This window comes from Tabrizicola sp. (assembly GCF_041913445.1).
In the GTDB taxonomy this organism is placed as follows: domain Bacteria; phylum Pseudomonadota; class Alphaproteobacteria; order Rhodobacterales; family Rhodobacteraceae; genus Tabrizicola.
Genome location: NZ_JAYSFG010000011.1, coordinates 1 through 24,345 on the forward strand (window position 1 = coordinate 1; position 24,345 = coordinate 24,345).

The window sequence follows — 24,345 nt, forward strand, 5'->3', positions numbered from 1 at the left end:
CGCTCCTACTCCGCGCCCGTCGTCCCTGCGCTGATGAGCAGGGGACGCGCTCCTTGCACCTCACGCTGGACCAGCTCAACGCCCCCGGTCTCCAGCACCTCGCCCACCGCATGGCCCAGCGTCCGCGTGCCCCCACCCCGCACCAGCAAGGGACCCGAGGCCCCCGCCACGGCTTCCGCCAGTTCCGCTTCGCTCGAAGGCCGCATCGACCCGCCTTTCATCTTTGCACAAATATCCCCGGGGTCCGGGGCAGCGCCCCGGGGGTTCAACCCGCGCGGCGGTCGGCACTGACGCCCAGGGGAAACACCTTCGCCGGGTTCAGAAGCCACTTCGGGTCAAACACATCCTTCACCCGCATCTGCGCCTCCATGTCGGTGGCCGAGAACTGCACCGCCATCAGGTCGCGCTTCTCGATCCCCACGCCGTGTTCGCCGGTGAGACACCCGCCCACTTCGACGCAAAGCTTCAGGATCTCGGCCCCGAAGGCCTCGCAGCGTTCCAGGTCGCCCGGTTTGTTCGCGTTGAACAGGATCAAGGGGTGCATGTTGCCGTCGCCCGCGTGGAAGACGTTGCCGACGTCGAGGCCGAACTCCCGGCTCATCTCGCCGATGCGTTTCAGGACATGCGGCAGGCTGGACACCGGGATCGTCCCGTCCAGGCACATGTAGTCGTTGATCTGCCCCATCGCGCCGAAGGCCGACTTACGGCCCAGCCAGATGCGTTTGGCCTGGTCCTCGTCCGCCGCCTCGCGGAACTCCACGGGGTCGTGGGCGAGCGCGATCTGCTTGATCCGGCCAAGCTGCTCGGCGATCTCGGCCTCGGACCCTTCCACTTCGATGATCAGCAGCGCCTCGCAGTCCGGGTAGCCGGCCTTGGCGAAGGCCTCGGTGGCGCGGATGCAGGGGCGGTCCATGAATTCGATGGCGACGGGGAGGATACCGGCCTTGATGATGTCGCTGACGCAGGCGCCCGCGACTTCGTTCGAGTTGAAGCCCACGAGCACCGGCCGCGCGCCTTCGGGTTTGGGCAGGATGCGGAGCCAGGCTTCGGTCACGACGCCAAGCTGCCCCTCCGACCCGCAGACGACGCCGAGAAGGTCGAGGCCCGCAGGCTCTCCCCACGGGCCGCCGAGGGTGACGACGGTCCCGTCCATCTGCACCAGCTTGACGCCCAGAAGGTTGTTCGTCGTGACCCCATATTTCAGGCAATGCGCCCCGCCCGAGTTCATCGCGATGTTGCCCGCGATGGCGCAGGCCAACTGGCTGGAGGGGTCGGGGGCGTAGAAGAACCCCTCGGCCTCCACCGCACCACTGACGCTCAGGTTCGTGCGGCCCGCCTGAACCCGGATGAAGCGGTTCTCGTAGTCCGTCTCGAGGACGGCGTTCATTCGTGCGACGCCCAGGATCACGCTGTCCGCCGTGGGCATTGCCCCGCCCGCAAGGCTGGTCCCCGACCCGCGCGGAACCACGGGGACGCCCTCTTCCCAGCAGACCCTCAGCACGGCCGAGACCTCCTCGGTCGTCCGCGGCAGGACGGCGGCGAGGGGTGGGCAGCGGTAGGCGGTCAGCGCATCGCATTCGTAGGCGCGAAGCTCCTCGGGCGCGTCGATCACCCCGTCGGCGGGCAGGACGGCGCGAAGCCGGGTCACGATCCGGGACTTCCGGGCGATCACCCCTGCGTTTGGCGCTGGCATGTCCATGGGCGATCCTTCCGCTGACTGGTAAAGAAATATAACCAATTTACCCCGCTGACAAGGCAAAACCGGGCCCCTACTGTCGGGCCATGATGATGAACTTCGCCTCGGTGCCCACCCTGGACCTAGCGATGCTGGGTCTTCTGGTGCTGGCCTGGGTGGCCTCGGGCTGGGTCAGCGAGCAGCCACCGAAGTCGCGGCCTTCCGTCTCCTGGCTGATGGAGGACTACCGGCGCGACTGGATGCGGACCTTTGTCACGCGGCAGCCGAGGATTTTCGACGCCACGCTGATCGACAGCCTGCGGCAGGGCACGGCCTTCTTCGCAAGCGCCTGCATGATCGCCATTGGTGGGGGCGTAGCGGTGATCGGCAATGCGGCGGCGGTGCAGCGGCTGGCCGATGAGCTTCCCATCGGTGCCGGGCCGGATGTGGCCCTGAAGATGTTGCCGGTGATCGCCTTCCTGGCCAATTCGCTGCTGAAGTTCGTCTGGGCGCACCGGCTGTTCGGCTATTGCTCGATCCTGATGGCGGCCGTTCCGAATGACCCCGCCGACCCCATCGCCTTCCACCGCGCGGGCCAGGCGGCCGAGATCAACATCACCGCCGCGAAAAGCTTCAACCGAGGCCTCAGGTCGATCTATTTCGCGCTGGCCGCGCTGGGATGGCTCCTCGGCCCCTGGGGGCTGCTTGCGGGAACGGTGCTGGCCACCGGGGTCCTTCTGCGGCGCGAGTTCGCAAGCCACTCACGCCGGGTCATACTCGCGCGCGAGCCTTAGGGCCACCTGCCCCGCCACCGCCTCGCCCGAGAGCCGCGCCCCGGCGGCGGTCTGCTTCAGGCCCCCGGCCAGGGCCTCGCCCGCGAACCAGATGCGGTCGCCGACCGGGTCCTTCAGCACCTCGCGCGCATGCGCCTTGCCGGGCCGGGCGGCGGCGTAGCCGCCCCTCACATGGCGTTCGGCGGACCAATTGGTCATGGTGCCGTGGGTGACGGCGCGGCGCACGTCGGAGCCGAAGATGTCCACCAGCCGGTCGGTTACGAAATCCACCGCCGCCGCGCGGCCCGCGGCCTCCATCTCCCAGGCGAAGTCGCCGCCGACGAAGCCAACCATGAGGTCGGTGTCGAAGGGGAAGGCGAGGAAGTAGAGGTCGTGGCGGGCGTGGCGTTCGATGAGGAGGTCGTCGAAGGGTGAAAGGCCAAGGCGGGTGCCTTCGATCTTCACCGGCACCTTGGTGAGCAACCCCATCGGCAAGTCGAAGATCGCCTCCTGGTGGCCCAGGGGCAGGTCGGGGGTGAAGGCGATGTCCTCGAAGGCGAGAACGCCGGTCGAGACGGTCACGATCGCCGCCTGTGCCCCGATCGTGCCCCGGTCGGTTTCGACCTGGACCCCCGGCCCGTCCCAGCGGATGCGGCGGACGGGGGTGCCAAGGGTCACCGGCACATCGGCGCCCCAGCGGTGGATCAGGGCGCCGTAGCCCTCGCGCGTGAAGTAGTTCGGATCCAGGTCGGCGGCGGCGCGGTAGTCGGTGACGCTGATCTCGTCATCATCGGCGCCGAAGTCCATCGGCCCCGCGAAGGTCGCCGAGACGCGCAGTCCGTGGCAGGCCTCGACCAGGGTGGAGAGCCGGTCGCTGGAGCCCTTGTGCCGTTCGATGCAGGCGTGAAGCTCCGCTTCGGCGCGCTTCTCGCGTTCCATCTCGGCCTCGCTGGCCTTGCGGCGGCCGAACCAGAGGTGGTCAAGGCCCATGTCGTGGTGCTGGAGCGTCCAGCCGGCCGCCACGGCTTCGGGGAAGAAGGGGTTGCGGTCGGCGGCGTGCAGCCAGGCGCAGCCGATGTCGAAGGGGATGCCGAAGTCGGTCGTCGTGGTCAGGGCCCGCCCGCCGATCCGGTCCATCGCTTCGACCACGTGGAAGCTCAGCCCCGCCGCCTGCAGCCGCTTTGCCGCCGCCAGACCGGCACAGCCCGCGCCCACGATCACCACGTCGACCTCCGTCATCCGGCAATCCTCCGCTGAACTGCGGGCAGGATTGCAGGCAGAGCGAGTCGTGCCAAGCGCCAGCGCTGCGGGGCTGTCAGGCCGCCTTCGCGCCTTTGCGCCCCTCGACCAGCCAGGCGACCACGGCCAGCCCCGCGGCGATGAGGAGCCAGGCCCAGGCCGGCAGGAAGGGCACCACATTGACCTCGGTGGTCAGGTAGGCCTCGCGCGGGGTGATGCCGATCCAGCCGCGGCCGACCGCGACGCGGCCCTCGGCCACGGCGCGGATGTCCGGGTTTCCGGGTTCCAGCCGGGTGACCCCGCCCCGCGTCGCCTCGGCCAGGGGTGCCAGGTCGGCGCCCGAGGCGATGGTCTCGACGAACTCGCGCGGCTGGGCCGGGCCCACGGCGATCACCCGGGTCAGGTCGCCCTGCTCCAGCCGGTAAAGGCCCAGCATCGGCGCCTGCCAGACGGCCTCGAACCTGCCGGGAGTGACCAGCGGCATCGGCACTTCCGTCACCGTCCCGTCGGGGGCGGTGATGGTCACCGGGCCGGGCTCCTCCTCGGCCAGCGTCCGGCGGATGATGGTCAGGACCTCGCCCTCGACCTCTGCGGTCAGGGTTTCCTCTTCGAGCTCCGGCTCTTTCAGCATCCAGTGGGCAAGACGGCGGAGAAGTTCCAGCTGCGGCCCGCCACCCTCGAAGCCCCGGCCCCAGAGCCAGGCGTGGTCGGAGGCAAGGACCGCGACGCGGCCAAGGTCGACGCGGTTCAGGACCAGGAGCGGCAGGTCGCGCGGCCCTGACATCAGCACCTGGCCCGCCACCTGTTCCACCTCGATCAGCCGGAACCAGCGGCCCCAGCCCCCCTCGGGCGCCTCGGCCTCGAGCCCCTCGGTCACCGGGTGGCGGCGGCCAAGGTCGGTCAGCGCCGGACGGTAGCCTTCCTCGATGACCTGGGCGGTGGGCGCCACGGGCAGGATTTCCGCAAGCGGCGAGCGGTAGAGGCTGTCCACGGCGCCGAACTCCGGCCCCGCGGCGACAAGGACGGTGCCGCCGTTGCGGACATATTGCACGATGTTCTCGATGTAGGACATCGGCAGGATGCCCCGCATCCGGTAGCGGTCGAAGATGATCAGGTCGAATTCCTCGATCTTCTCGACGAAGAGCTCGCGCGTCGGGAAGGCGATGAGGGACAGCTCGTCGACCGGCACGCCGTCCTGCTTTTCCGGGGGCCGCAGGATGGTGAAGTGGACAAGGTCAACGGCCGCATCGGATTTCAACAGGTTCCGCCAGACCCGTTCGCCGACATGGGGCTCGCCGCTGATCAGAAGCACCCGCAGCCGGTCGCGGACGCCGTTGATCTGCACGGCCGAGGCGTTGTTGCGGTCGGTGATCTCGCCCGCGACGGGTTCGACGCTGAACTGCAGCACGTTGGCCCCGCCATGCGGCAGGGTGACGGGCAGCTCGAGGTCTTCGTTCAAGGGCACGAGGTAGGTCACGGGTTCCTCGGTGTCGATCGAGATGGTCAGCTCGACCTCCGCCCCCAGCGCAGGAGGGGCGCCCACATCCTCGACCCGCAGGCCCAACTTGAACTCCTCGCCGATGATGGCGAAGGCGGGGGCGTTCTTCACGACGATGCGGCGGTCCCAGTCGGCCTCCTCTCCGGTCAGGAGCACCTGCAAGGGCGCAGGCAGGTTCGGGACGACGCCCAGGTCGTGGACTCGGCCGTCGGTGACAAGGATCGCGCCCGCCACCCGCGCGCGCGGTTCCTCGGCCAATGCCTCGGACAGCGCGGTCAGCGCGAGCGTCCCGGCATCCTCGTCCCCGTCGCCGACGCGGTGGATGCGCAGCTCGGTGTTGGGCATCTGCGCGATCTCGGCCTGGACCGCGCTGATGGCGGCCTCGGTCTGCGCCCGGCGGTCGCCCAGGCCCTGGCTTGCGCTTTCGTCGACGACGAGGATCACGATGTCGGACAGGTTCTGGCGTTCTTCCTCCTGCAGGGCGGGATTGGCGAGTGCCAGCACCAGCGCGCCCAGGGCCAGCGCGCGGATCCACCAGCCGGAGAGGCCGCGCCAGAGCGCGAGGCCGACCAGAAGGACGGCAGCGGCGGCCAGCGCATAGACCAGCCAGATCGAAACCAGCGGAGCGAAGACGACAGAGGCGGTCATTGGCCCAGCCTTTCTAGAAGCGCGGGGACATGGACCTGGTCGGATTTGTAGTTGCCGGTCAGCACATGCATGATCAGGTTGATGCCGAAACGGTAGGCGATCTCGCGCTGCTGTTCGCCGGCAAAGCCGCGTCCGATGGGGACCAGCGGCACGCCCATGTCATCGGTGGCCCAGGCGCTGGCCCAGTCTGCCCCGCCGATCACCACCGGGGTCACACCGTCGTTGAGGTTGCGGAAGGGCATCCCCTCGGCGGCCTCGGCCTCGGCATTCGGCGCGGCCTCGACCCAAAGCTGCCCGCCCTGGTGGCGGCCGGGGAAGTCCTGCAGGAGGTAGAAGGTGCGGGTCAGCACGTGGTCGAGCGGGATCGGCTCCAGCGGCGGGATGTCGAGGCCCGAGGCGATGACCTGCAGGGCCTGCCCCTCGGGCGTGGTGCCGCCGCCGAAGCCCGAGAGGTCGGCATCGCGGGTGTCGAACAGGATCATGCCGCCGGTCCGCAGGTACTGGTTCAGCTTGGCATAGGCCGCGTCCGACGGCTCGGCCGCGCCGGCCACCACGGGCCAGTAGAGGAAGGGGAAGAAGGCCAGCTCGTCCTTCTCGATGTCGACGCCCATCGGCATCATCGGCTCGATCGAGGTGCGCTGCCACAGCTTGTCGGACAGGCCGAGAAGGCCCTGCCGCGACAACTCATCGACCTGCGGATCGCCGGTCAGCACATAGGCGAGCACGACCGACGAGGTCGCCTGCACCGCGAAATCGTCGTTCGGCTGGGGCGCGTCCTGCGCCTCGGCCGCGCGCGGGGTGGCGGCGATCAGCACCAGCGCCAGCACGGCCGCCGACCCCCGCGGGAGGCCGCGCAGGCGTCCGGCAAGCCAGAGCGCCGCCAGCACGTCCAGAAGCAGCAGCACGGCGGCGAAGGTCAGGAAATCGCCCTTCAGCGCCTGCACCGCCCGCGCCTCCAGCCGGTCCACCGGGACGCCCGAGGGCCAGACCGCCGGCTCCAGCGTGGTCTCCGCCCCGATGACGTTCAGCGCGACGCGGCGGTCGGCGCCGGCGTAGAGCCCGGGCTGGAACACTTCCGACGGGCCTTGTGCGATTGCTTCGGCCAGAGCTTCGCCGTCCACTCCCGGCAACTCGCCCGCGTCGGTGGTCGAGCCATAGGCGTCCAGCACCACCTCGGGCACCCAGGTCTGGCCGGACAGGTCCGCGGCCTCGGGCGTCGCGGGTTTGGTGGAGACCGCCAGCCGCTCCAGCATCTGCACGAAAAGGCCCGACAGCGGCAGCGAGGACCATTCCGCGTTCGCGGTCACGTGGACCAGCACGACCTGCCCGCCGCCGATCACCTTGCGGGTCATGAGCGGCGTGCCGTCGTCCAGCGCGGCGATGGTGCGCTCGGTCAGGTCGGGGTCGGGCTGGGCCAGCACCTGTTCGCGCACGACCACGTCCGACGGCGCGGTCAGGCCAAAGAAGGGCGAGCCTTCCGGGAAGGGGGCGAGCGACTTCGGCTCGCCCCAGCTCATTGCGCCCCCGACGGTGCGGCCGCCTTCGCGCAGGCGCACGGGCAGAAGCGGGTCTTCGTCGATGCGGCTCACGTCGCTCGCGGCCAGCACGGGGCCGGCGAAGCGCAGGAGCAGCCCGCCGTTCTGCACCCATTCCAGCACGGCGTCGCGGTCAGGCCCCGCGATCTCGGCCACGTCGGCCAGGACCACCACGTCGGGGTTGGCCAGAAGCGTGTCCCTGAGGTTGCCCTCGATGATGTCCGCCGTGGGTGCCAGGGCCTGCCGCAGGTAATGCAAGGGCGACAGAAGCTGGAGCGTTTCTTCGTCCGCCCCGCTTTGGATCAGCGCGATCTTGCGGCGCTTGAGGCTGTCGTCAGCCAGGCTGACCGCCCCTGCCGTGCGACTGCCTTCCAGCACGAAGCGGGTGATCCGGTTGCGCAGTTCCGGCGGCAGGTCCATCGCCGCCTCGGCCGTAGCTGCGCCGGCCTCGAAGGCAAGCGTCGCCCGGCCCAGGTCACGCTCGATGCCCGAGGGATCGGGCCCCTGCGCCACCACCTCGACCGACCCCGCTTCCGCAGCTGGCATCCGGCTGGCCGAGACGACGACCTGGCCGTCCTCGAACTTCGCCGGGTGCAGGCCATAGACGGCCCGCGTATTCTCGATCACCCTCACGTCGCCGCGCGACTGAAGCGCCGTGAGAAGCGCGTCCCGCCCCTCATGCGCAAGGCCGTCCGAGAGCCAGGTCGTCTCGAACTCGCCCTCGGGCAGCGCATCGGCCCAATCGGCAAAGCGCCCCGGTGCCCAGGCTTGCGGCTGCAGGCCCGCGGCCCGGCCGGCCCAGGCTTCCGAGGTCTGGAACTCCACCACCCCCGGGGCGTCGGTCAGCCGGATCACCGCCACCGGGCGGCCCTGGACTCCGGCTTCCTCGACCAGCGCCTCGACCTTCTCCTGCCGCTGCGGCCAGTCGCGGGCGTCGGCCCAGCCGCCATCGACGACGACCAGCATCGGCCCCGTCCCCGGCGCGCGGTCGTCGGGGTTCAGGACCGGGCCGGCAAAGCCGATGATGACCGCCGCGATGGCCAGCGTCCGAAGGAGCAGAAGCCACCAGGGCGTCTTGTCGGTCTCGGCTTCCTCGTCCTTCAGCCCCAGCAGGAGCGCGACGCCCGGAAACCGCCGCCGGATCGGCGCAGGCGGCACGGCCCGGAGGAGAAGCCACAGGATCGGCAGCGCGATGAGCGCGACCAGAAGCCAGGGGGCCGCGAAACCGATGGGGCCGAGCGTGAACATCTACCGCCCCCCCTGCAGCGCAAGATAGGCCCAGAGAAGCGCCGATTGCGCCGGCGACCCGGTGTGGTGCGTGGTGAAATGCCAGCCCACGGCGCGGGCCAGCTGCGCCAGCCGGTCCTTCCGTTCCGCCAGCCGCGCCAGGTAGCGGGCACGCAGCTCTCCGGCCTGCTGGGTCTCGTGCCGCATGGTGCCGCCCATCGATTCAAAGATCGTGCGGCCGTCGAAGGGAAACTCCTCCTCGGCCGGGTCGAGCACCTGGATCAGGACGCCCTTAACCCCGCGGTCGGCAGCGCGGGCCAGACCCGACTCGATCCCCGACAGATCGCCCAGGAAGTCCGACAGGAACACACCGCGACCGTGGCTGACCATCCCCTCCGTCTCGGGCGCACCGTAGTCCTCGCCCGGCTCATCGCCCGACAGCCGCGCCGCAAGGCGCAGAAGCTGCGCCCGTCCAGCGCGCGGCGAGGCGAGCCCCGCCAGACCGACCCGCTCGCCACCGCGCAGAAGCAGGACCGCGAGCGCGAGGCCCAGAAGTTTCGCGCGGTCGGCCTTGGGCGCACGGGACTTGTCGCCGGTGAAGCTCATCGACTTCGACGGATCGACCCAGATCGTCACCGACTGTGCCGCCTGCCATTCCCGTTCCCGCACGAAATGCGCGTCCGACCGGGCGGACCGCCGCCAGTCGATCATCCGCGCCGAATCGCCCTGGTGGGCCGGCCGGTACTGCCAGAATTCATCGCCCAACCCCGCCCTGCGCCGCCCGTGTTCGCCCATCATCACGGTCGAGGCCAGCATCTCGGCCTCGGCCAGCAGGGGCGGCAGGGTCTGCCCCAGCGCTTCCGCGCGGGACCGCAGGTCGGGAGTTACGTTCACGCCGCCGCCTCAAGCCGCAAGACGCGGTTGGTGACGCGCGAGATGATGCCCGCCAGCGTCTCGCCCCGCGCACGGGCCGCGAAGGACAGCGCCATCCGGTGGACCAGCACCGCCTGCGCGAGGTCCGCCACATCGGCAATCGACGGCGCGAGCCGCCCGTCCAAGAGCGCCCGCGCGCGGACCGTCAGCATCAGCGCCTGCGCCGCGCGGGGACCGGGGCCCCAGCTGAGCGAGTCGGCCAGCTCGCGCCCTTCCGGTTCGCCCGGGCGGCAGGCGCGGACGAGGTCCAGGATCGCCTCGACCACCTGGTCACCCACCGGCATCCGGCGGATCACGCCCTGCGCCTTGATCAGCTCTTCGGCGGTGAAGACCTGGTGCGCCTCGGCCTCCTCCGCGCCGGTGGTCGCGATCAGGATGTCGCGTTCGGTCTGACGCGTCGGATATTCGACGTCCACCTGCACCAGGAAACGGTCAAGCTGCGCCTCGGGCAGGGGATAGGTGCCCTCCTGCTCGATCGGGTTCTGCGTCGCAAGGACGTGGAAGGGCTTGCCCAGCGCCCGGTGCTGGCCGCCGATGGTCACGACCTTCTCCTGCATCGCCTGCAGAAGCGCCGACTGGGTCCGCGGTGAGGCGCGGTTGATCTCGTCCGCCATCAGGAGCGAACAGAAGATCGGCCCCTCGACGAAGCGGAAGGCGCGGGTGCCGTCAGCCGCGGTGTCCAGCACTTCGGACCCCAGGATATCGGCGGGCATCAGGTCCGGGGTGAACTGGATGCGGTTGGCCTTGAGGCCCATCACCGTGCCCAGCGTGTCCACAAGCCGCGTCTTTCCCAGGCCCGGAAGGCCCACCAGAAGGGCGTGCCCGCCGCAAAGCATCGAGGCGAGGACAAGGTCCACCACCCTCTCCTGCCCGATGAAGCGCCGGTTGATCGAGGCCTTCGCCTGCCCCAGGGTGGCGCCCAGCGCCTCGATTTCCGCGACCAGCGCCTTGGTGTCGGCCATGCCTTCAGCTCCCTTCAGGGTCCATCCCCGCCAGTAAAGCGAAGTATCCCGGCGGGCACAAATGGCAAAAGGCAACTTGACACAAATGATCGTGAGAGAGGCGCCATGACCCGGCGCCCCAAAATCCTTAAGCAAGGATTTTGACAAATTTCTTGCTTAAGAAATTTGGCCTCATGCCGCGGCCGGAACTCCCCACCCCCGACCCCGTTGCAGAATGAACCGTCCCCGCTATGGTGCGCGCCCATGCAGACCCCGCCGAAACCCGATGCCGACACGCTAGCCGCCGCCGCCAAGGCTGCCGGAGCCAAGGGGCCGCCCCCCGTCCATCTGTGGAACCCGCCCTTCTGCGGCGACATCGACATGCGCATCGCCCGGGACGGAACCTGGTTCTACCTCGGCACGCCGATCGGCCGGGCACCGCTGGTCAAGCTCTTCTCCTCGATCCTGAAGCGGGAAGGCGACGCCTATTTCCTGGTGACCCCAGCCGAGAAGGTCGGGATCACCGTCGACGACGCGCCGCTTCTTGCGACCGACTTCGAGGCGGCGGGCGAAGGCCGCGACCAGGTGCTGACCTTCACGACCAAAACCGAGGACATTGCGGTGCTTGGCCCCGACCATCCCCTGCGCGTCGAGCGGGATGGCGCGACGGGTGAACCGTCGCCCTACATCCTTGTCCGCAGCAATCTCTGGGCGCTGATCGACCGGAAATCCTTCTACCGGCTGATCGAACTGGGTTGCCATGAGGTGCACGACGGGCATAAGTGGTTCGGAATCTGGTCCTCGGGGCAGTTTTTCCCGGTCATCCCTTCGGCGGAATTGCCCTGAACAACATGCCCCGCTTCGCTGCGAACCTGACTTTCCTCTTCACCGAAGTCCCGACCCTCGACCGCCCCGACTGGGCGGCGCGCTGCGGCTTCGACGGGGTCGAGGTGCTCTTCCCCTACGACCAGCCGATGGCCGACTGGGAACGTGCGCTGAACGGGTTGCCACTTGCGTTGATCAACACGCCCCCCGGCGACTGGGCGAGCGGGGACCGGGGCTTTGCCGCCGTCCCGGGGATGGAGCTGCGTTTCCGCGACAGCTTCCTGCGCGCGGCCGATTATGCGACCCGGCTGAAGGCCGACCGCGTCCATGTGATGGCCGGGGTCGCCAAGGGTCCGCAGGCCGAACAATGCTATGTCGAGAACCTGACCTGGGCCCTGGCCGAGGCGCCGGACCTGACGCTTTGCGTCGAGCCGTTGAACCCCGACGACATGCCGGGCTATTTCCTGAACGACTACGACGATGCCGCGCGGATCCTCGACGACATCGCCAACCCGCGGATCGGGATCCAGTTCGACCTCTGGCACGCCGCGCGCCTGCATGGCGATGCGGCCCTGGTCTGGCAAAGCCACCGCGCCCGGATCAACCACGTCCAGATCGCGGGCTTCCCCGCCCGGAACGAACCGGGCGGCGGCGGCTTTTCATTGCCCGACCTCTGCGATGCCATCGACAGCGGCGGACCGCAGGTCTGGGTTTCCGGCGAGTACCGCCCGGCCAAGGGCACCGCGCAGGGCCTTGGCTGGCTGACCGCGCTGAAGTCCCGGGGTGCACTGATCGGCGGTCAGGCGTAAGCAACGGCGATATCGCCCACCCTACCCACCCTCTTGTGCCCCAGCCCCCTCGCCCGCTAAAAGGCGCTTCAGCAACACGAGGACCGCAGGACATGGCCACCGAAGCCCCCGAGACCCAGACCGTCACCACCTGGAAAGTGGCCTGCGACGGTGGCGAGGGCGCGCTGGGGCACCCCCGCGTCTGGCTGACGATCCCGCAGGACATCGGCTGGGTCGAATGCGGCTACTGCGACAAGCGCTACGTCATCGACCGCGACCACGCCCACGACGACCACTAGACAAGGGACGGCCGGGCGACCTGCATCCCGGGCCGTGACGACAACCCGGCAAAGGCCGCCGGGGTGAACGGACCCGACCGGCTTCCCTTGGCTGCCGACTCTTTCGTCATTCTGCGGCAAAGCGCGGCTCTTCGGACAGGTCCATCCCCAGCGCCCGCCATGAGAGGGCAGGTCCGTAGGTCTCGGGGCGCGAGCTGACCGTGACCCCCGCACAGCCCGCCCTTTCCGCAAGGTCCCGCGCCGCAACCAGAAGCGCGCGCCCGATGCCGCGCTTGCGGTCTGGCTCCTGGACGTAAAGCTGCTCGACGACCCCCCAGTCCGTCCCCGCAACCATGTTGCGCCCCACCAGCATCAGCGCGAAGCCCACCGGGTGGCGCTGCGGGCTGTCCGTCCGGTGCGCCACCAGAAGCCGCGCGGCGGGGCCTTCCAGCGCGATCCGCGCCAGGATGCGCGGCGTGATCGTCGCGGGCTGGCCGGTCTGCGCAGCAAGCGCGATCAGCATCCGGTGGGTTTCCGGCAGGTCTTCCGCCTGGGCGAGACGGACGGTGACAGTGGGGGTGGGCATCTTCGGTATCCTTCGCTGGGGGGCCCGGCGAGGGGGAACCTGTGTGACCTTCGGCCTGACCCTCGCGGGGCGGCTATCAGGGGTTGCTTCGGTGGTGAAACGCTGCCCGGCCGCCTATGTGGCGTCGGTCCAATAAAACGACTGGTAGGGCGTCAGGGTCAGCATGGGCGGGACGATGCGCCGGGCAGGACGTTCCGTCAAGCCCCTACCCGCATGTCCTGCACCGGGCAGAAGGCCGGGGGATGTCCCAAGCCAGGCGCAACCGGGCCGACTAACGCCGCAGCAAGCGCTCGGCGATCAGGCCCAGGACCAACCCCGCCACCGCCCCCAGCGGCAGCGCCACGAAGATCACCCCGATCAGATGCATGCCCTGCGGGTCCACCGCCTGCGCGCCCGGCGACTGCGCCCAGGACAGCGCCCCCCGCGATCCCCGCCCCAAGGACCATCCCCAGCACCGCAAACCCAAGCTTTCGCATCCGGTCTCCCCGACCTTTCCCAAGCCTTCATCCCATGCAAGGTTCTGCCACCGCAACCCGCAGGTTCCCGATGCGCCGCGCCCTTCGCCTGTCTGCCCTGACGCTGGCCCTGCCTGTCCTCTACGCTCTGGCCTCGGTCATCCTGCCGCTCTTCCCCGGTCCCGGCCCCGACTTTTCCGGGCCCGTGACCCGCCAGATCGGCCTTTTGCAAGGCCCGATCCATACCGACATCCTCTTCCCCCTCACGCCCGAGACCCGCGCCCGCTTTGCCTTCGCCGAAGCCGCCGGCGTTCCCCTGAACCACCCCGACGCGCAGTGGCTGGTCTTCGGCTGGGGCTCCGCCGCGTTCTACACCACCGCCGGGACCTACGCCGACATCACCGCCAGCGCCGTCCTGACCGCCGCGACCGGCGACGACGCCGTGATCCGGCTTGACGCGCTTGGCCCCCTGCCCGAGATGGACAACCTGCGCTTCCTCGACATCTCGGACGCGCAGTTCCAGGCGCTTCTCACCCAGACCACTGCAGCGCTGTCCAGCCAGACCAAGCTCGACCACCCCGGGCTCACCGGCAGTGACGCCTTCTTCCCCGCGCGCGGCCGCTTTCACCTCTTCCGCACCTGCAACGTCTGGCTGGGCGAAACCCTGCGCGCCTCAGGCATTCCCTTCGGTCTCTGGACCCCCGCCAACTGGTCCGTGACCCTGTCGCTCAACCGCCTGCACCGCCAAACCGGGTAGCCCTTCCCGCCGCCTTCTGCCAATCTCCCCCCTCGACTCGGGAGACGACGCATGACCTTCGGCAAAGGCCACCACCTCCACCTCATCGACGGCTCGGCCTACATCTTCCGCGCCTACCACGCGCTGCCGCCCCTGACCCGCAAGTCCGATGGCCTGCCCGTCGGCGCCGTTGCGGGCTTCTGCAACATCCTGTGGAACGAGCTTTCGCGCTCGGCCTCGAACGGCAAGGCCGCGACGCACCTGGCCGTCGTCTTCGACCATTCCTCGACGACCTTCCGCAACGCGCTTTACGCCGATTACAAGGCCAACCGCCCCGAGCCGCCCGAGGACCTGCGCCCGCAGTTCCCTCTCACCCGCGAGGCCACCCGCGCCTTCAACGTCGCCTGTCTGGAAACCGAGGGCTATGAGGCCGACGACATCATCGCCACCCTCGCCTGCCGCGCGGTGGATGCCGGGGGGACCTGCACCATCATTTCCTCGGACAAGGACCTGATGCAGCTGATCCGGCCGGGCGTCGACATGTTCGACCCGATGAAATCCCGCGCCATCGGGCCGGACGAGGTGATGGAGAAGTTCGGCGTCCCGCCCGAGCGGGTGATCGACGTGCAATCCCTTGCGGGAGACAGCGTCGACAACGTCCCCGGCGCACCAGGGATCGGCCTCAAGACCGCCGCGCTTCTGATCAACGAATACGGCGACCTCGACACGCTTCTGGCCCGCGCGCATGAGATCAAGCAGCCCAAGCGCCGCGAGGCGCTGATCGAGAATGCCGAGAAGATCCGCATCTCGCGCCAACTGGTGACCTTGACCTGCGAAATGCCGCTGGACACCACGCTGGACGAGCTGGAAATCCGCCTGCCCGAGGCGGACAAGATCATGGATTTCCTCACGAAGATGGAATTCCGGACGTTGACGAAGCGCGTGGCCGAAAAGCTTGGCATCGCCACCCCGGCCATGCCCGAGACCTCGCAGCTGACCATCATCCCGCGTCAGGCCGACACCGCCCCGGTCGAGGAGGAGCAGCCGCCCTTCGACACCAGCGCCTACGAATGCATCCGCGACATGCCGACCCTCACCCGCTGGCTGGACCGAATCCGCGAAGTGGGCCACGTCGCCATCGACACCGAGACCACCAGCCTCGATGAGATGCGCGCCGAGCTTGTCGGCATCTCGCTCGCCGTCGATCCCGGCAAGGCCGCCTACATCCCGCTCTCCCACACCACCGGCGGTGGCGACCTTTTCGGGGCCACGGCTCTGGCCCCCGACCAGCTGAGCCTGACCGAAACCCTTGACGCGCTGCGTCCCGTCCTGACCGACCCTTCGATCCTGAAGATCGGCCAGAACATGAAATACGACTGGAAGATCTTCGCCCGTCTGGGCATCCGCATCGCACCCATCGACGACACGATGCTCATGTCCTACGCGATGCACGCGGGCCTGCATAACCACGGGATGGACGAGCTGTCCGACCGCCACCTCGGCCACACCCCGATCCCGATCAAGTCGCTTCTGGGCTCGGGCAAGGCGCAAGTCACCTTCGACAAGGTCGCCATCCCCGATGCCACCTGCTACGCAGCTGAGGACGCCGACGTCACCCTCCGCCTCTGGCGCAAGTTCAAGCCGCAGCTGCACCGGGCGAAGGTCACGACGGTCTACGAGACGCTGGAACGCCCCCTCGTCCCCGTGCTGGCCGACATGGAGATGGCCGGCATCCAGGTCGACCGCGACACGCTGCGGCTGATGTCCAACGCCTTTGCGCAGAAGATGGTGCAGCTGGAGGAGGAAATCCACGGCATTGCGGGCGAGAAGTTCAACGTCGGTTCACCCAAGCAGCTGGGCGAGATCCTCTTCGAGCGGCTCCAGATCCCCGGCGGGACCAAGGGCAAGACCGATGCCTATGCGACCGGGGCCGACATCCTGGAGGACATCACCACGCTGGAGGACAGCCACCCGCAAGGCGCGCAGCTGGCCGCCCGCATCCTCGACTGGCGGCAGATTTCCAAGCTGAAGTCCACCTACACCGACGCCCTGCAACTGGCGATCAACCCCGACACGGGCCGCGTCCACACGAGCTACTCCATCGCCGGGGCCAATACCGGGCGGCTGGCCTCGACCGACCCCAACCTCCAGAACATCCCCGTCCGCACCGAGGAAGGCCGCCGCATCCGCGAGGCCTTCGTGGCCCCGGAAGGCCGCATCCTCGTCTCGCTCGACTACTCCCAGATCGAACTCCGCATCCTGGCCCACATCGCCGACATCCCGGAACTGCGCCGCGCCTTCGAGGAGGGGATCGACATCCACGCCCTCACCGCGTCCGAGATGTTCAACGTGCCGCTGGACCAGATGACCAGCGACATCCGCCGCAAGGCCAAGGCGATCAACTTCGGCGTCATCTACGGCATCTCGGGCTTCGGCCTCGCCCGCAACCTGCGCATCCCGCGGGCCGAGGCGCAGGGCTTCATCGACCGCTACTTCGAACGCTTCCCCGGCATCCGCGGCTACATGAACGACACGGTGAAGTTCGCGCAGACGAACGGCTACGTGCAGACGCTCTTCGGCCGCAAGATCAACACCCCCGAGATCAACGCCAAGGGCCCCGGCGCGGGCTTCGCCAAGCGCGCGGCGATCAACGCGCCGATCCAGGGCACCGCCGCCGACGTGATCCGCCGCGCGATGATCCGGATGCCCGCCGCCATCGCGGGGCTGGACGCGAAGATGCTCCTCCAGGTCCACGACGAACTGCTGTTCGAAGTGTCCGAGGCCGACGCCGACCGCCTGATCCCCATCGCCAAGGAGGTGATGGAAGGCTCCTCCCACCCCGCCGTCAGCCTCAACGTCCACCTCGCCGTGGAAGCCGGGAAAGGCCGCAACTGGGCCGAGGCGCATTGACGGGGCCCCTCCCCTTTGCCACGCCCGACGCCTGGCGCGCCTGGCTGGAGGCGAACCATGCGACGGCCCCGGAAGCGGTGCTGAAGCTTTACAAGAAGGCGAGCGGCATCCCCTCGATCACCTGGGAGGAAGCGGTGATCGAAGCCCTCGCCTTCGGCTGGATCGATGGCGTGAAGCGCCCCGGAGACGACCAGCACTGGCTGCAACGCTTCACCCCGCGCAAGCCCCGCTCGGCCTGGAGCCAGAAGAACCGCGCCCACGCCGAACGCTTGATCGCCGAGGGCCGGATGACCCACGCGGGCCTGAAACAGGTCGAGGCCGCCCAGGCCGACGGCCGCTGGGACGCGGCTTACGCGGGCGGCAAGGACGCCCAGGTCCCGCAGGATTTCCTCGACGCCCTCACCCCCGCCGCCGCGGCCACCTACGCCACGCTCAACGCCCAGAACCGCTTCGCGCTCTACTACCGCCTGACCACCGCAAAGCGCCCGGAAACCCGCGCCAAGCGGATGGCCGATTTCATCGCCATGCTGGAGCGCGGGGAAAGGTTCTACCCGTGATCAACGACTGGCCTGAGCTGAAAGCCCTCGCCCTGTCGCTGGACTTGCCAGCGGTCACCACCGCCCACCCCTGGGGGCACGAGGTGCTGAAGGCCCATGGCAAGATGTGGTGCTACTGGGCCGCCCTTGCCGACGGCGCGCCCTTCAAGGCCAGCGCCGAGGAACGCGAGATGCTTCTCGAAGCCGACCCGGACACCTTCTTCCTCCACCCGCACTATACCCCGCACGGCCTCATCCTCGTCCGCGCCGGGCGCATCGACGAAGGCTGGGCGAAGGCCCGCCTCCTCCAGCAATGGCGCGACGCCGCCCCGAAGCGCTGGCTCAAGGCCTGGGACGCCGCCAACCCCCCCTCCGGCCCCCGGGCCTTACCCCGGGCTCCAAATATCCCGGGGGTTTGGGGGCAGCGCCCCCATCAGCCTCGTGTCTGCGCGTCCTTCACGCGCAAACACGAGAGAAAAGGCTTGCGGCGACCAGCCGCTCCTTTTGACTGCCGCCCGTCCCTAGCGCTCGATCCGGACCTGGTAGCAGTTGTTCCGCGCCGAGCGGACATGGACGTAGGCCACCCGCGGATCGGAAAGAAGCTCCCCCGCCCGCGCCGGGATCGCCCCGGTCGCCACCACCCCGCCGGTGCCATAGACGATCCGGTCATCCGCGCCATAGCCTCGGACGATGTAGTCCGAGGAGGCCAGCATCTCCGGCACCGCCTCCCCGCCCCCCGCCTCGCAGGCGTCCGCGCAGAGGAAGATAGGCCCCACCTCGGCATAGGGCTGCGGGGCCGGGAATGGGCGGTGCGCCAGGACCAGCATCCCCGCCCCCTCCGGGATCAGCTTCAGGCAATGCCGGCACGGGTTTCCGCCCCCGTCCGAGACCTTCCGTTCGGGCACCTGCCCGTTCGCATCCGGACCGCCAGCCTGATAAGCCCGCACCGCGTCAGTCGGGATTGCCACAAATCGCATGTCATCCTCCGTTTTCCCGGAAGATGACGCGCCGCGCAGCGCCAGGCGACCCGATCCTTGCGGGATCAGCCGCGCTCGACCATCCGGCCCAGGACCCGACCGCCCAGGATATGCAGATGGTAATGCGGCACCTCCTGCATCCCGTGCGCGCCCGCATTGGTGATCGCGCGGAACCCGTCCGCCCCGGTCAGACCCAGGATCGCGCAGACCTTGGCCACGGTCCGGTGAAAATCCACCAGCTCATCCGCCGAGGCCTCGGCCGCGAAATGGTCCAGGCTGACATAAGCCCCCTTCGGGATCGCCAGCACATGGACCGGCGCCTGCGGGTGGATGTCGTGGAACACCAGCGTGTGCGGCGTCTCCATCACCGTCTTGTTCGGGATCTCGCCACGCAGGATGCGGGCGAAGATGTTGGTGGGGTCGTAGCTCCAGCTCATGTCAATCAATCCACGAATAGATGGGCAGTTGCAGCAATATCCCGCGCCATGTCGGCCGGGACGTCCAGGAAAGCGGCAAGGGCCTGCGTGTTCTCCTCCAGGCTTGCGCCCTGCCGCATCCGGTAATGGCCCGAAAGGTCAAGGTCACGCAACCGGTCGCTTTCGAACTTCACATCATGGCGGATCGTCGGCAGCAAGAGGTCCATGGCCGTCCCGGGCGTGTTCGGCCCGGCCAGACCCACCCGGCGCGCGTGGCCGAGCAGGTAGTCGTCCGAGAAGTCGCACTCGATCTCCAGAAGCCGCAGGTGTGACCGATCATGGCTGAAATCCTGGATCAGCTCGACGCTGCCGGGGTCAAGGCAGAGGATCAGCCGGTCCGTCTTCCAATGCTCGAACAGCATCCGCACCAGCGCCCTGCGGTGCCGCATCCGCTTTTCGATCGAGCTCTGGATGCCGCCAAGGTCCGGCAGGGGCGTGGCTTCCTCGTTGAAGAGGTAGTCGACCGCGGTCAGGCCCGCGACGCCCCGCACACGCTCCACCAGCCGCTTGGCCACATGCCACTTCTTGCAGGCGACCAGCAGCAGCGTCCGGCTGCGGCCCAGACTGCCCTCGGCCTCCCAGAACCGCTGCGCGAAACGTCGCCCCTCGCGCCCGCGGCCCGTCAGGTAGGCGAACTGCCGCCTCCCGTCGTCCGCGATGGCGAAAGAGCGCCCCGTCTCGGCATAAAGCGCGCCCAGCCGGTCCTTCAACTGCCTGGCATCAGGGCTGATCTTGCGGGCAAAGAGGAAGTCCTGCGCCAGCAGCATGTCGAAATGGTCTTCGTAGAAGGTCACCGGCATCCCGTAGTCGGTGAACATCAGGAAGGTCAGCGGCCGCGTCCGGATTTCGCGCTCGGGGACCAGATGGGCCACCAGTGTCTGGAAGAAGGTCTCGTCCGGGATCCAGGTGGTCGAGAAGAACCGGCGCACGTCGGGGCGGCGGTCGACGAACTCCAGCACCGCCTCGACCGTGCGGCGCCGCAGGCACCACCACTGGCTGCCGATGCGGATCTTCAGATCCTCGGGCACCTTGCGGGACAGCCCCAGCTTCTTCTGCAACTCCAGCGACTTGTAGAACAGCCACTTCCGCTGCCGTTCGTTGAAGAAGTGCCGGTAGGTCAGCCGTTCTTCCTGAATGCCGGTCTTGATCCAGCCCGAGCCGTAGAAGTCGAAGCTTTCGATATGGTCCATCTCCTCGCGCTCCAGCGCGGCATGGACATATTCGGCCGTCTTGATCGGCATGCAGTCGCCCGACAGCATGTAGAAATGCGTGGCCCCGGGAAAGGCCACGACCGCCGCGCGGAGCGCCTCCAGCGTGGCGGCGACCAGGCTCCACTCGCCCCAGCCGCATTTCACCCGGCGGCGGGCGAAGGTCACTTGCGGGTTGCCCGCCAGCGCAGCCTGGATCCGGGAAAAGTCCGCCGGTTTCGAGCGCGCATCGAAATGGATCGCCACGCAATCGCCCGCCGCCGTCAGGCGCAGGGTCTGCGCGATCACCCCTTCGGGATCCTTGTGACACAGCAGGATGAAGGCGATCTGCGTCATTTCGGATCGGTCACGCGTTCCCTTGGCACAGCCATTCCCTAAACCGGGCCATCGTTCCTTGAAAAGCCCGAATATGTCTGCTTGATTGCCCTGATACTGGTTTGATCCGCGTTAATGGCAGTGCGCTGCAGGAGGACATTTCGCAAATGGGGTTTCCCGGAACCTGGATGACCGAAAGCGAAAGCGTCGTCTACCGGGTGGTGCCCAAATGCGCCTGCTCGACCATCGGGCAGATCATGTACTACTCCGACCACGGCCGGTTCTTCGACGGGGACATCCACGATTCCACCACCGGCCTGCACAAGTGGGCGCAAGAGCACAGCCAGCCCAGCATTGAACGCGCGGTCCGCGGCCACCAGGTCTATGCCTTCACCTGTGTCCGCAACCCCTACACCCGCATCCTGTCCTCGTTCTTCGACAAGATCTGCGGCATCCAGCGCAATGGCCGGCGCTACCGCGGCAACCTGGTGCCGCTTCTGATCCAGAAATACGGGATCGAAGTCGGCGGCGACGATGGCAAGCAGGAGTTCGACCAGATCGCCAGCTTCCGCCGCTTCCTCCTGTTCGCCCGCGACACGATCCGCTGGAAGAAACCGATGGAACCCGACATCCACTGGTCGGCAATGGCGGGGCATGTCTCGACCTTCATCGTCAACGGCGGACGCTACAACCACATCTTCTTCACCGAGGACTTCAATCCGGGCATGCAGGTGGTGCTGGACAACATCCAGACGCCGCATCCCATCGACCTGGCTGCGATCCCCCGCTTCAACGAAAGCGAAGGCCACGGACCGAAACGCGCCCACCCGGTCGAGGCCTATTTCGACGACCTGTCGATGCACCTCATGTGGGAAATCTACAAGCGCGACTTCCAGCTCTTCCGCTACGATTTCGACAACCCCGGGAACAAGATGCCCAAGGGTCCGGTTGACCTCGACGAGGTTCACGCCAAGCTGGGCGATTAGGGAGGGCGGGCGGTCCGCCCACTCTACGTCGCAGCAGACAAGGGGGCGGTTTATGGAGCACGTCACCGGTGGTTGCCTGTGCGGCGCGGTCCGCATCACCGCGATGGGACAGCCGTTCCGTGTCGGCATCTGCCACTGCCTTGACTGTCGCAAGCATCACGGCGCGCTGTTCCATGCCTCGGCGATCTTCCACGACACCGCCGTCGCCATCGAGGGCGAGACCAGTGTCTACGAGGGCCGCTATTTCTGCCCGAAATGCGGCTCCTCCGTCTTTGGCCGGTCAGGCGACGAGGTCGAGGTCAACCTCGGCGCACTCGACGCCCCCGACCAGTTCCGCCCGACCTACGAGCTTTGGGTGATCCGTCGCGAAAGCTGGCTGCCCGAGTTCGAGGGGATGCGGCACTACGACCAGGACCGGCTGGAGAGTGGCCGATCCGAGGGGTACCAAAATCCTTAAGCAAGGATTTTGACAAATTTCTTACTTAAGAAATTTGGCCCTTACACCGGGTCCTGCGTCCCCGCTTTGCGGAACCAGTCCACGATCGCGGCCCGCTCCTCCGGCTCCATGTAGCTCAGGTTCCCCGGCGGCATCGCATGGCTCACGCCGGCCTGCAGGTAGATCCGCCGCGCCTCATGTGCGATCTGCGCGGGCGTCTCCAGCACGACGCCCTTCGGCGGCCAGTAGAGGCCCTCCCACCCCGGCTCGGCCGCATGGCACATGCTGCACCGACCCTGCACGATGCCGACCACGTCCTCGAACCCCTCGGCCGAGGCATAGACCAGCGCAGCGCCCTGCAGCTTCGCCTCGCCGTCCACGCTGCGCATCGGCGCGGTCGACAGCCAGGCGATGGCCAGGAACAGAAGAACCGTCACGAACCAGGTCCAGTGCGGGTTCCCCTTCCGGGCGTGCTTGGTGTTGAACCAGTGGCGGATCGTCACGCCCATCAGGAAGACGAGGCTCGCGATGACCCAGTTCCACTCGGTCGCGAAGACCAGCGGGTAGTGGTTCGACAGCATCAGGAAGACGACGGGAAGCGTGAGGTAGTTGTTGTGGGTCGACCGCTGCTTGGCGATCTTGCCGTATTTCGGGTCGGGCTTCCGGCCCGCTTTCAGGTCCGCCACCACCACGCGCTGGTTCGGCATGATCACGAAGAACACGTTCCCCGACATGATGCTGGCCGTGAACGCCCCCAGATGCAGCATCGCCGCCCGGCCGCTGAAGACCTGCGTGTAGAACCAGGCCATCCCCACGAGCACCACGAAGAGCGCCACCATCAGCACGGTCTGGTTCGCGTTCACGAAGACCTTGCAGAGCGTGTTGTACGCCACCCAGCCGAAGGCCAGCGAAGCCAGCGAGATCGCCACGGCCTGCCAGACCTCAAGCTCCATCACCGTGGGGTCGATCAGGAACATCTCGGCGCCGAGGTAGTAGACCAGCACCAGCATGGCGAAGCCCGAAAGCCAGGTCGCATAGCTTTCCCACTTGAACCACACCAGGTGGTCCGGCATCGCCGCGGGGGCCACCAGGTACTTCTGGATGTGATAGAACCCGCCGCCGTGGACCTGCCATTCCTCGCCATCGGCTCCGCTGGCAAGGTTCCGGTCCCGGTGCAGGCCAAGGTCCAGCGCGATGAAGTAGAAGCTCGACCCGATCCAGGCGATGGCGGTGATCACATGCAGCCAGCGCGCCGCGATCTCGACCCATTCCCACAAGACGACCCAGTCATACATTCGTGTCTCGCCTCCGCTCGGGCATCTGCGCCCGCCCTGTTTGTGGAAACGCTATCCTGCGCGGCACCTTTCTGTTAATCCATCGAAAGCCCGCATCACTTTCAAGCACCGACGAAGAATGTCCTACGTGAACAACATCCGCATGTTTGTCCGCGTCTATGAATTGGGCAGCATGTCGGCGGCCGCCCGCGACCAGCGCACCTCGCCCGCCGTCGCCTCGGCCCGGATCTCCGAGCTGGAGAAGCATCTCGGCGTCCGGCTCTTTTCCCGGACCACGCGCTCGCTCCAGCCCACCGAAAACGGCCGGATCTTCTATGACGGCGCGCGCCGCGTGCTGGAGGCGATCGACGAGGCCGAAGCCGCCGTCATGGACGTCACGCAAAACCCGCGCGGGACGATCTTCGTCGCGGCCCCCCTGGGCATCGGCCGCCGCCTCATCGCGCCAAGGGTCCCGGCTTTCAAGGACCTCTACCCCCAGATCGATGTCCGCCTGCGCCTCAGTGACCGCGGGATCGACGTGGTCGCCGAAGGCATCGACGTGGCTTTCCACCTTGGGCTTCTGGAGGACTCGACCCTCAAGGTCCGCACCATCTCCGACTGCCCCCGCATCCTGTGCGCCGCGCCCGCCTACATCGCCCGACGCGGAATGCCCGCGGACGGAGAGGCCCTGGTCCGCGACCGCCACGACTGCCTGAACCTCCGCTTCCCCGGCGCGAAGGAATTCCAATGGACGCTCCAGACCCCCGACGGCCCCCGCCGGTTCGAGATCACCGGGCCGTTCGAAAGCGACGACGGCGATGTGCTGACTGGTTGGGCACTTGACGGACGCGGGATCGTGCTGAAGCCGGTGTTCGAAGTGGCCGAGCACCTGCGCTCGGGCGCGCTGGTTCCCGTGGCCACCGCCACGCCGCCCTTGCCGATCCAGCTTTCCGCTCTCAGCCAGCACCGCAGGCTCAAGGATCCCAAGGTCCAGCTCTTCACCGACTACATGGCCGCGCAGATCCGCGACGACCTTCGACGTGCCACGCAATCGTAGGGTGGGCAATCCGCCCACCGCCCGAACGAAAAA

General features: G+C 68.0%; 23 protein-coding genes and 1 pseudogene. 11 read left to right on the plus strand and 13 right to left on the minus strand.

The features are described 5' to 3' along the window. Positions 1–5: 5 nt before the first annotated feature. Positions 6–206 carry a hypothetical protein gene (locus ACE3Q6_RS13310; RefSeq protein ID WP_374433107.1) on the minus strand — a complete coding sequence of 67 codons (201 nt, stop codon included), beginning with the start codon at positions 204–206 and terminating at the stop codon, positions 6–8. Between the two features lie 59 nt (positions 207–265). After that, positions 266–1,699, minus strand: coding sequence for an FAD-linked oxidase C-terminal domain-containing protein (locus ACE3Q6_RS13315; protein WP_374433109.1), 1,434 nt, complete (start codon positions 1,697–1,699; stop codon positions 266–268). 83 nt (positions 1,700–1,782) lie between these two features. Between ACE3Q6_RS13315 and ACE3Q6_RS13320 the strand changes: the two genes are divergently transcribed. Next, the gene (locus ACE3Q6_RS13320) at positions 1,783–2,469 is read left to right on the plus strand and encodes a DUF599 domain-containing protein (protein WP_374433112.1); all 687 of its coding nucleotides are present in this window, start codon (positions 1,783–1,785) and stop codon (positions 2,467–2,469) included. Here the strand turns inward: ACE3Q6_RS13320 and ACE3Q6_RS13325 are convergent. The 5 genes from ACE3Q6_RS13325 to ACE3Q6_RS13345 form a co-directional block, all read right to left on the minus strand. Continuing rightward, complete coding sequence (locus ACE3Q6_RS13325; RefSeq protein WP_374433114.1) at positions 2,437–3,687, minus strand: flavin monoamine oxidase family protein; 1,251 nt, start codon at positions 3,685–3,687, stop codon at positions 2,437–2,439. The two genes, ACE3Q6_RS13320 and ACE3Q6_RS13325, sit on opposite strands and share 33 nt — an antisense overlap. A 76-nt stretch (positions 3,688–3,763) precedes the next feature. After that, positions 3,764–5,833, minus strand: coding sequence for a hypothetical protein (locus tag ACE3Q6_RS13330; protein WP_374433116.1), 2,070 nt, complete (start codon positions 5,831–5,833; stop codon positions 3,764–3,766). Further along, on the minus strand, positions 5,830–8,616 hold the full coding sequence (locus tag ACE3Q6_RS13335) for a DUF4159 domain-containing protein (protein WP_374433118.1): 2,787 nt from the start codon (positions 8,614–8,616) through the stop codon (positions 5,830–5,832). The genes ACE3Q6_RS13330 and ACE3Q6_RS13335 overlap by 4 nt, the downstream gene beginning before the upstream one ends. Further along, a complete protein-coding gene (locus ACE3Q6_RS13340; protein ID WP_374433120.1) occupies positions 8,617–9,489 on the minus strand; it encodes a DUF58 domain-containing protein in 873 nt (290 codons plus the stop codon). Next, positions 9,486–10,490 carry an AAA family ATPase gene (locus ACE3Q6_RS13345; protein WP_374433122.1) on the minus strand — a complete coding sequence of 335 codons (1,005 nt, stop codon included), beginning with the start codon at positions 10,488–10,490 and terminating at the stop codon, positions 9,486–9,488. Before ACE3Q6_RS13345 ends, ACE3Q6_RS13340 begins: the two co-directional genes overlap by 4 nt. A 243-nt stretch (positions 10,491–10,733) precedes the next feature. On the opposite strand from ACE3Q6_RS13345, the gene ACE3Q6_RS13350 reads away from it, so the two are divergent. The 3 genes from ACE3Q6_RS13350 to ACE3Q6_RS13360 all read left to right on the plus strand — a co-directional run bounded on the left by ACE3Q6_RS13350 (position 10,734) and on the right by ACE3Q6_RS13360 (position 12,381). Beyond that, complete coding sequence (locus ACE3Q6_RS13350) at positions 10,734–11,315, plus strand: DUF1285 domain-containing protein (protein ID WP_374433124.1); 582 nt, start codon at positions 10,734–10,736, stop codon at positions 11,313–11,315. Between the two features lie 5 nt (positions 11,316–11,320). Then, on the plus strand, positions 11,321–12,103 hold the full coding sequence (locus ACE3Q6_RS13355; protein WP_374433127.1) for a hydroxypyruvate isomerase family protein: 783 nt from the start codon (positions 11,321–11,323) through the stop codon (positions 12,101–12,103). A 92-nt stretch (positions 12,104–12,195) separates the two neighbouring features. Next, positions 12,196–12,381 (plus strand): zinc-finger domain-containing protein, encoded by a 186-nt coding sequence (locus tag ACE3Q6_RS13360; RefSeq protein WP_374433128.1) that lies wholly within the window; start codon positions 12,196–12,198, stop codon positions 12,379–12,381. A 106-nt stretch (positions 12,382–12,487) separates the two neighbouring features. Here ACE3Q6_RS13360 and ACE3Q6_RS13365 read toward each other — a convergent pair whose 3' ends face one another. Continuing rightward, positions 12,488–12,946 carry a GNAT family N-acetyltransferase gene (locus ACE3Q6_RS13365; protein WP_374433131.1) on the minus strand — a complete coding sequence of 153 codons (459 nt, stop codon included), beginning with the start codon at positions 12,944–12,946 and terminating at the stop codon, positions 12,488–12,490. Positions 12,947–13,217: 271 nt separating this feature from the next. Further along, complete coding sequence (locus tag ACE3Q6_RS13370; protein WP_374433133.1) at positions 13,218–13,385, minus strand: hypothetical protein; 168 nt, start codon at positions 13,383–13,385, stop codon at positions 13,218–13,220. A gap of 107 nt (positions 13,386–13,492) precedes the next feature. On the opposite strand from ACE3Q6_RS13370, the gene ACE3Q6_RS13375 reads away from it, so the two are divergent. From ACE3Q6_RS13375 to ACE3Q6_RS13390, 4 genes and pseudogenes are all read left to right on the plus strand, one after another. Next, positions 13,493–14,158 (plus strand): DUF2459 domain-containing protein, encoded by a 666-nt coding sequence (locus ACE3Q6_RS13375; protein ID WP_374433135.1) that lies wholly within the window; start codon positions 13,493–13,495, stop codon positions 14,156–14,158. 51 nt (positions 14,159–14,209) lie between these two features. After that, complete coding sequence (gene polA, locus ACE3Q6_RS13380; RefSeq protein WP_374433137.1) at positions 14,210–17,047, plus strand: DNA polymerase I; 2,838 nt, start codon at positions 14,210–14,212, stop codon at positions 17,045–17,047. After that, a complete protein-coding gene (locus tag ACE3Q6_RS13385; RefSeq protein ID WP_374433140.1) occupies positions 17,044–17,604 on the plus strand; it encodes a YdeI family protein in 561 nt (186 codons plus the stop codon). Before polA ends, ACE3Q6_RS13385 begins: the two co-directional genes overlap by 4 nt. Continuing rightward, positions 17,601–17,888 (plus strand): annotated as a pseudogene (locus tag ACE3Q6_RS13390) (MmcQ/YjbR family DNA-binding protein); the annotation flags it as partial. The gene ACE3Q6_RS13385 and the pseudogene ACE3Q6_RS13390, both read left to right, overlap by 4 nt. 216 nt (positions 17,889–18,104) lie before the next feature. On the opposite strand, the gene ACE3Q6_RS13395 reads toward ACE3Q6_RS13390, so the two are convergent. The 3 genes from ACE3Q6_RS13395 to ACE3Q6_RS13405 all read right to left on the minus strand — a co-directional run bounded on the left by ACE3Q6_RS13395 (position 18,105) and on the right by ACE3Q6_RS13405 (position 20,580). Further along, complete coding sequence (locus tag ACE3Q6_RS13395) at positions 18,105–18,560, minus strand: DUF1203 domain-containing protein (RefSeq protein ID WP_374433142.1); 456 nt, start codon at positions 18,558–18,560, stop codon at positions 18,105–18,107. Positions 18,561–18,625: 65 nt separating this feature from the next. Then, positions 18,626–18,997 carry an HIT domain-containing protein gene (locus ACE3Q6_RS13400; protein WP_374433144.1) on the minus strand — a complete coding sequence of 124 codons (372 nt, stop codon included), beginning with the start codon at positions 18,995–18,997 and terminating at the stop codon, positions 18,626–18,628. A 5-nt stretch (positions 18,998–19,002) separates the two neighbouring features. Continuing rightward, on the minus strand, positions 19,003–20,580 hold the full coding sequence (locus ACE3Q6_RS13405; RefSeq protein ID WP_374433146.1) for a DUF5928 domain-containing protein: 1,578 nt from the start codon (positions 20,578–20,580) through the stop codon (positions 19,003–19,005). 146 nt (positions 20,581–20,726) lie between these two features. On the opposite strand from ACE3Q6_RS13405, the gene ACE3Q6_RS13410 reads away from it, so the two are divergent. Next, complete coding sequence (locus tag ACE3Q6_RS13410) at positions 20,727–21,545, plus strand: sulfotransferase family protein (protein WP_374433149.1); 819 nt, start codon at positions 20,727–20,729, stop codon at positions 21,543–21,545. A gap of 52 nt (positions 21,546–21,597) precedes the next feature. Then, positions 21,598–22,002 (plus strand): GFA family protein, encoded by a 405-nt coding sequence (locus ACE3Q6_RS13415; RefSeq protein WP_374433151.1) that lies wholly within the window; start codon positions 21,598–21,600, stop codon positions 22,000–22,002. Positions 22,003–22,043: 41 nt separating this feature from the next. Here ACE3Q6_RS13415 and ACE3Q6_RS13420 read toward each other — a convergent pair whose 3' ends face one another. Then, entirely contained in the window at positions 22,044–23,276 is a 1,233-nt protein-coding gene (locus tag ACE3Q6_RS13420) for a urate hydroxylase PuuD (RefSeq protein WP_374433153.1), read from the minus strand. 118 nt (positions 23,277–23,394) lie between these two features. Here ACE3Q6_RS13420 and ACE3Q6_RS13425 point away from each other — a divergent pair, with 118 nt between their 5' ends. Beyond that, positions 23,395–24,312, plus strand: coding sequence for a LysR substrate-binding domain-containing protein (locus ACE3Q6_RS13425; protein ID WP_374433156.1), 918 nt, complete (start codon positions 23,395–23,397; stop codon positions 24,310–24,312). The last annotated feature ends 33 nt before the right edge of the window (positions 24,313–24,345 follow it).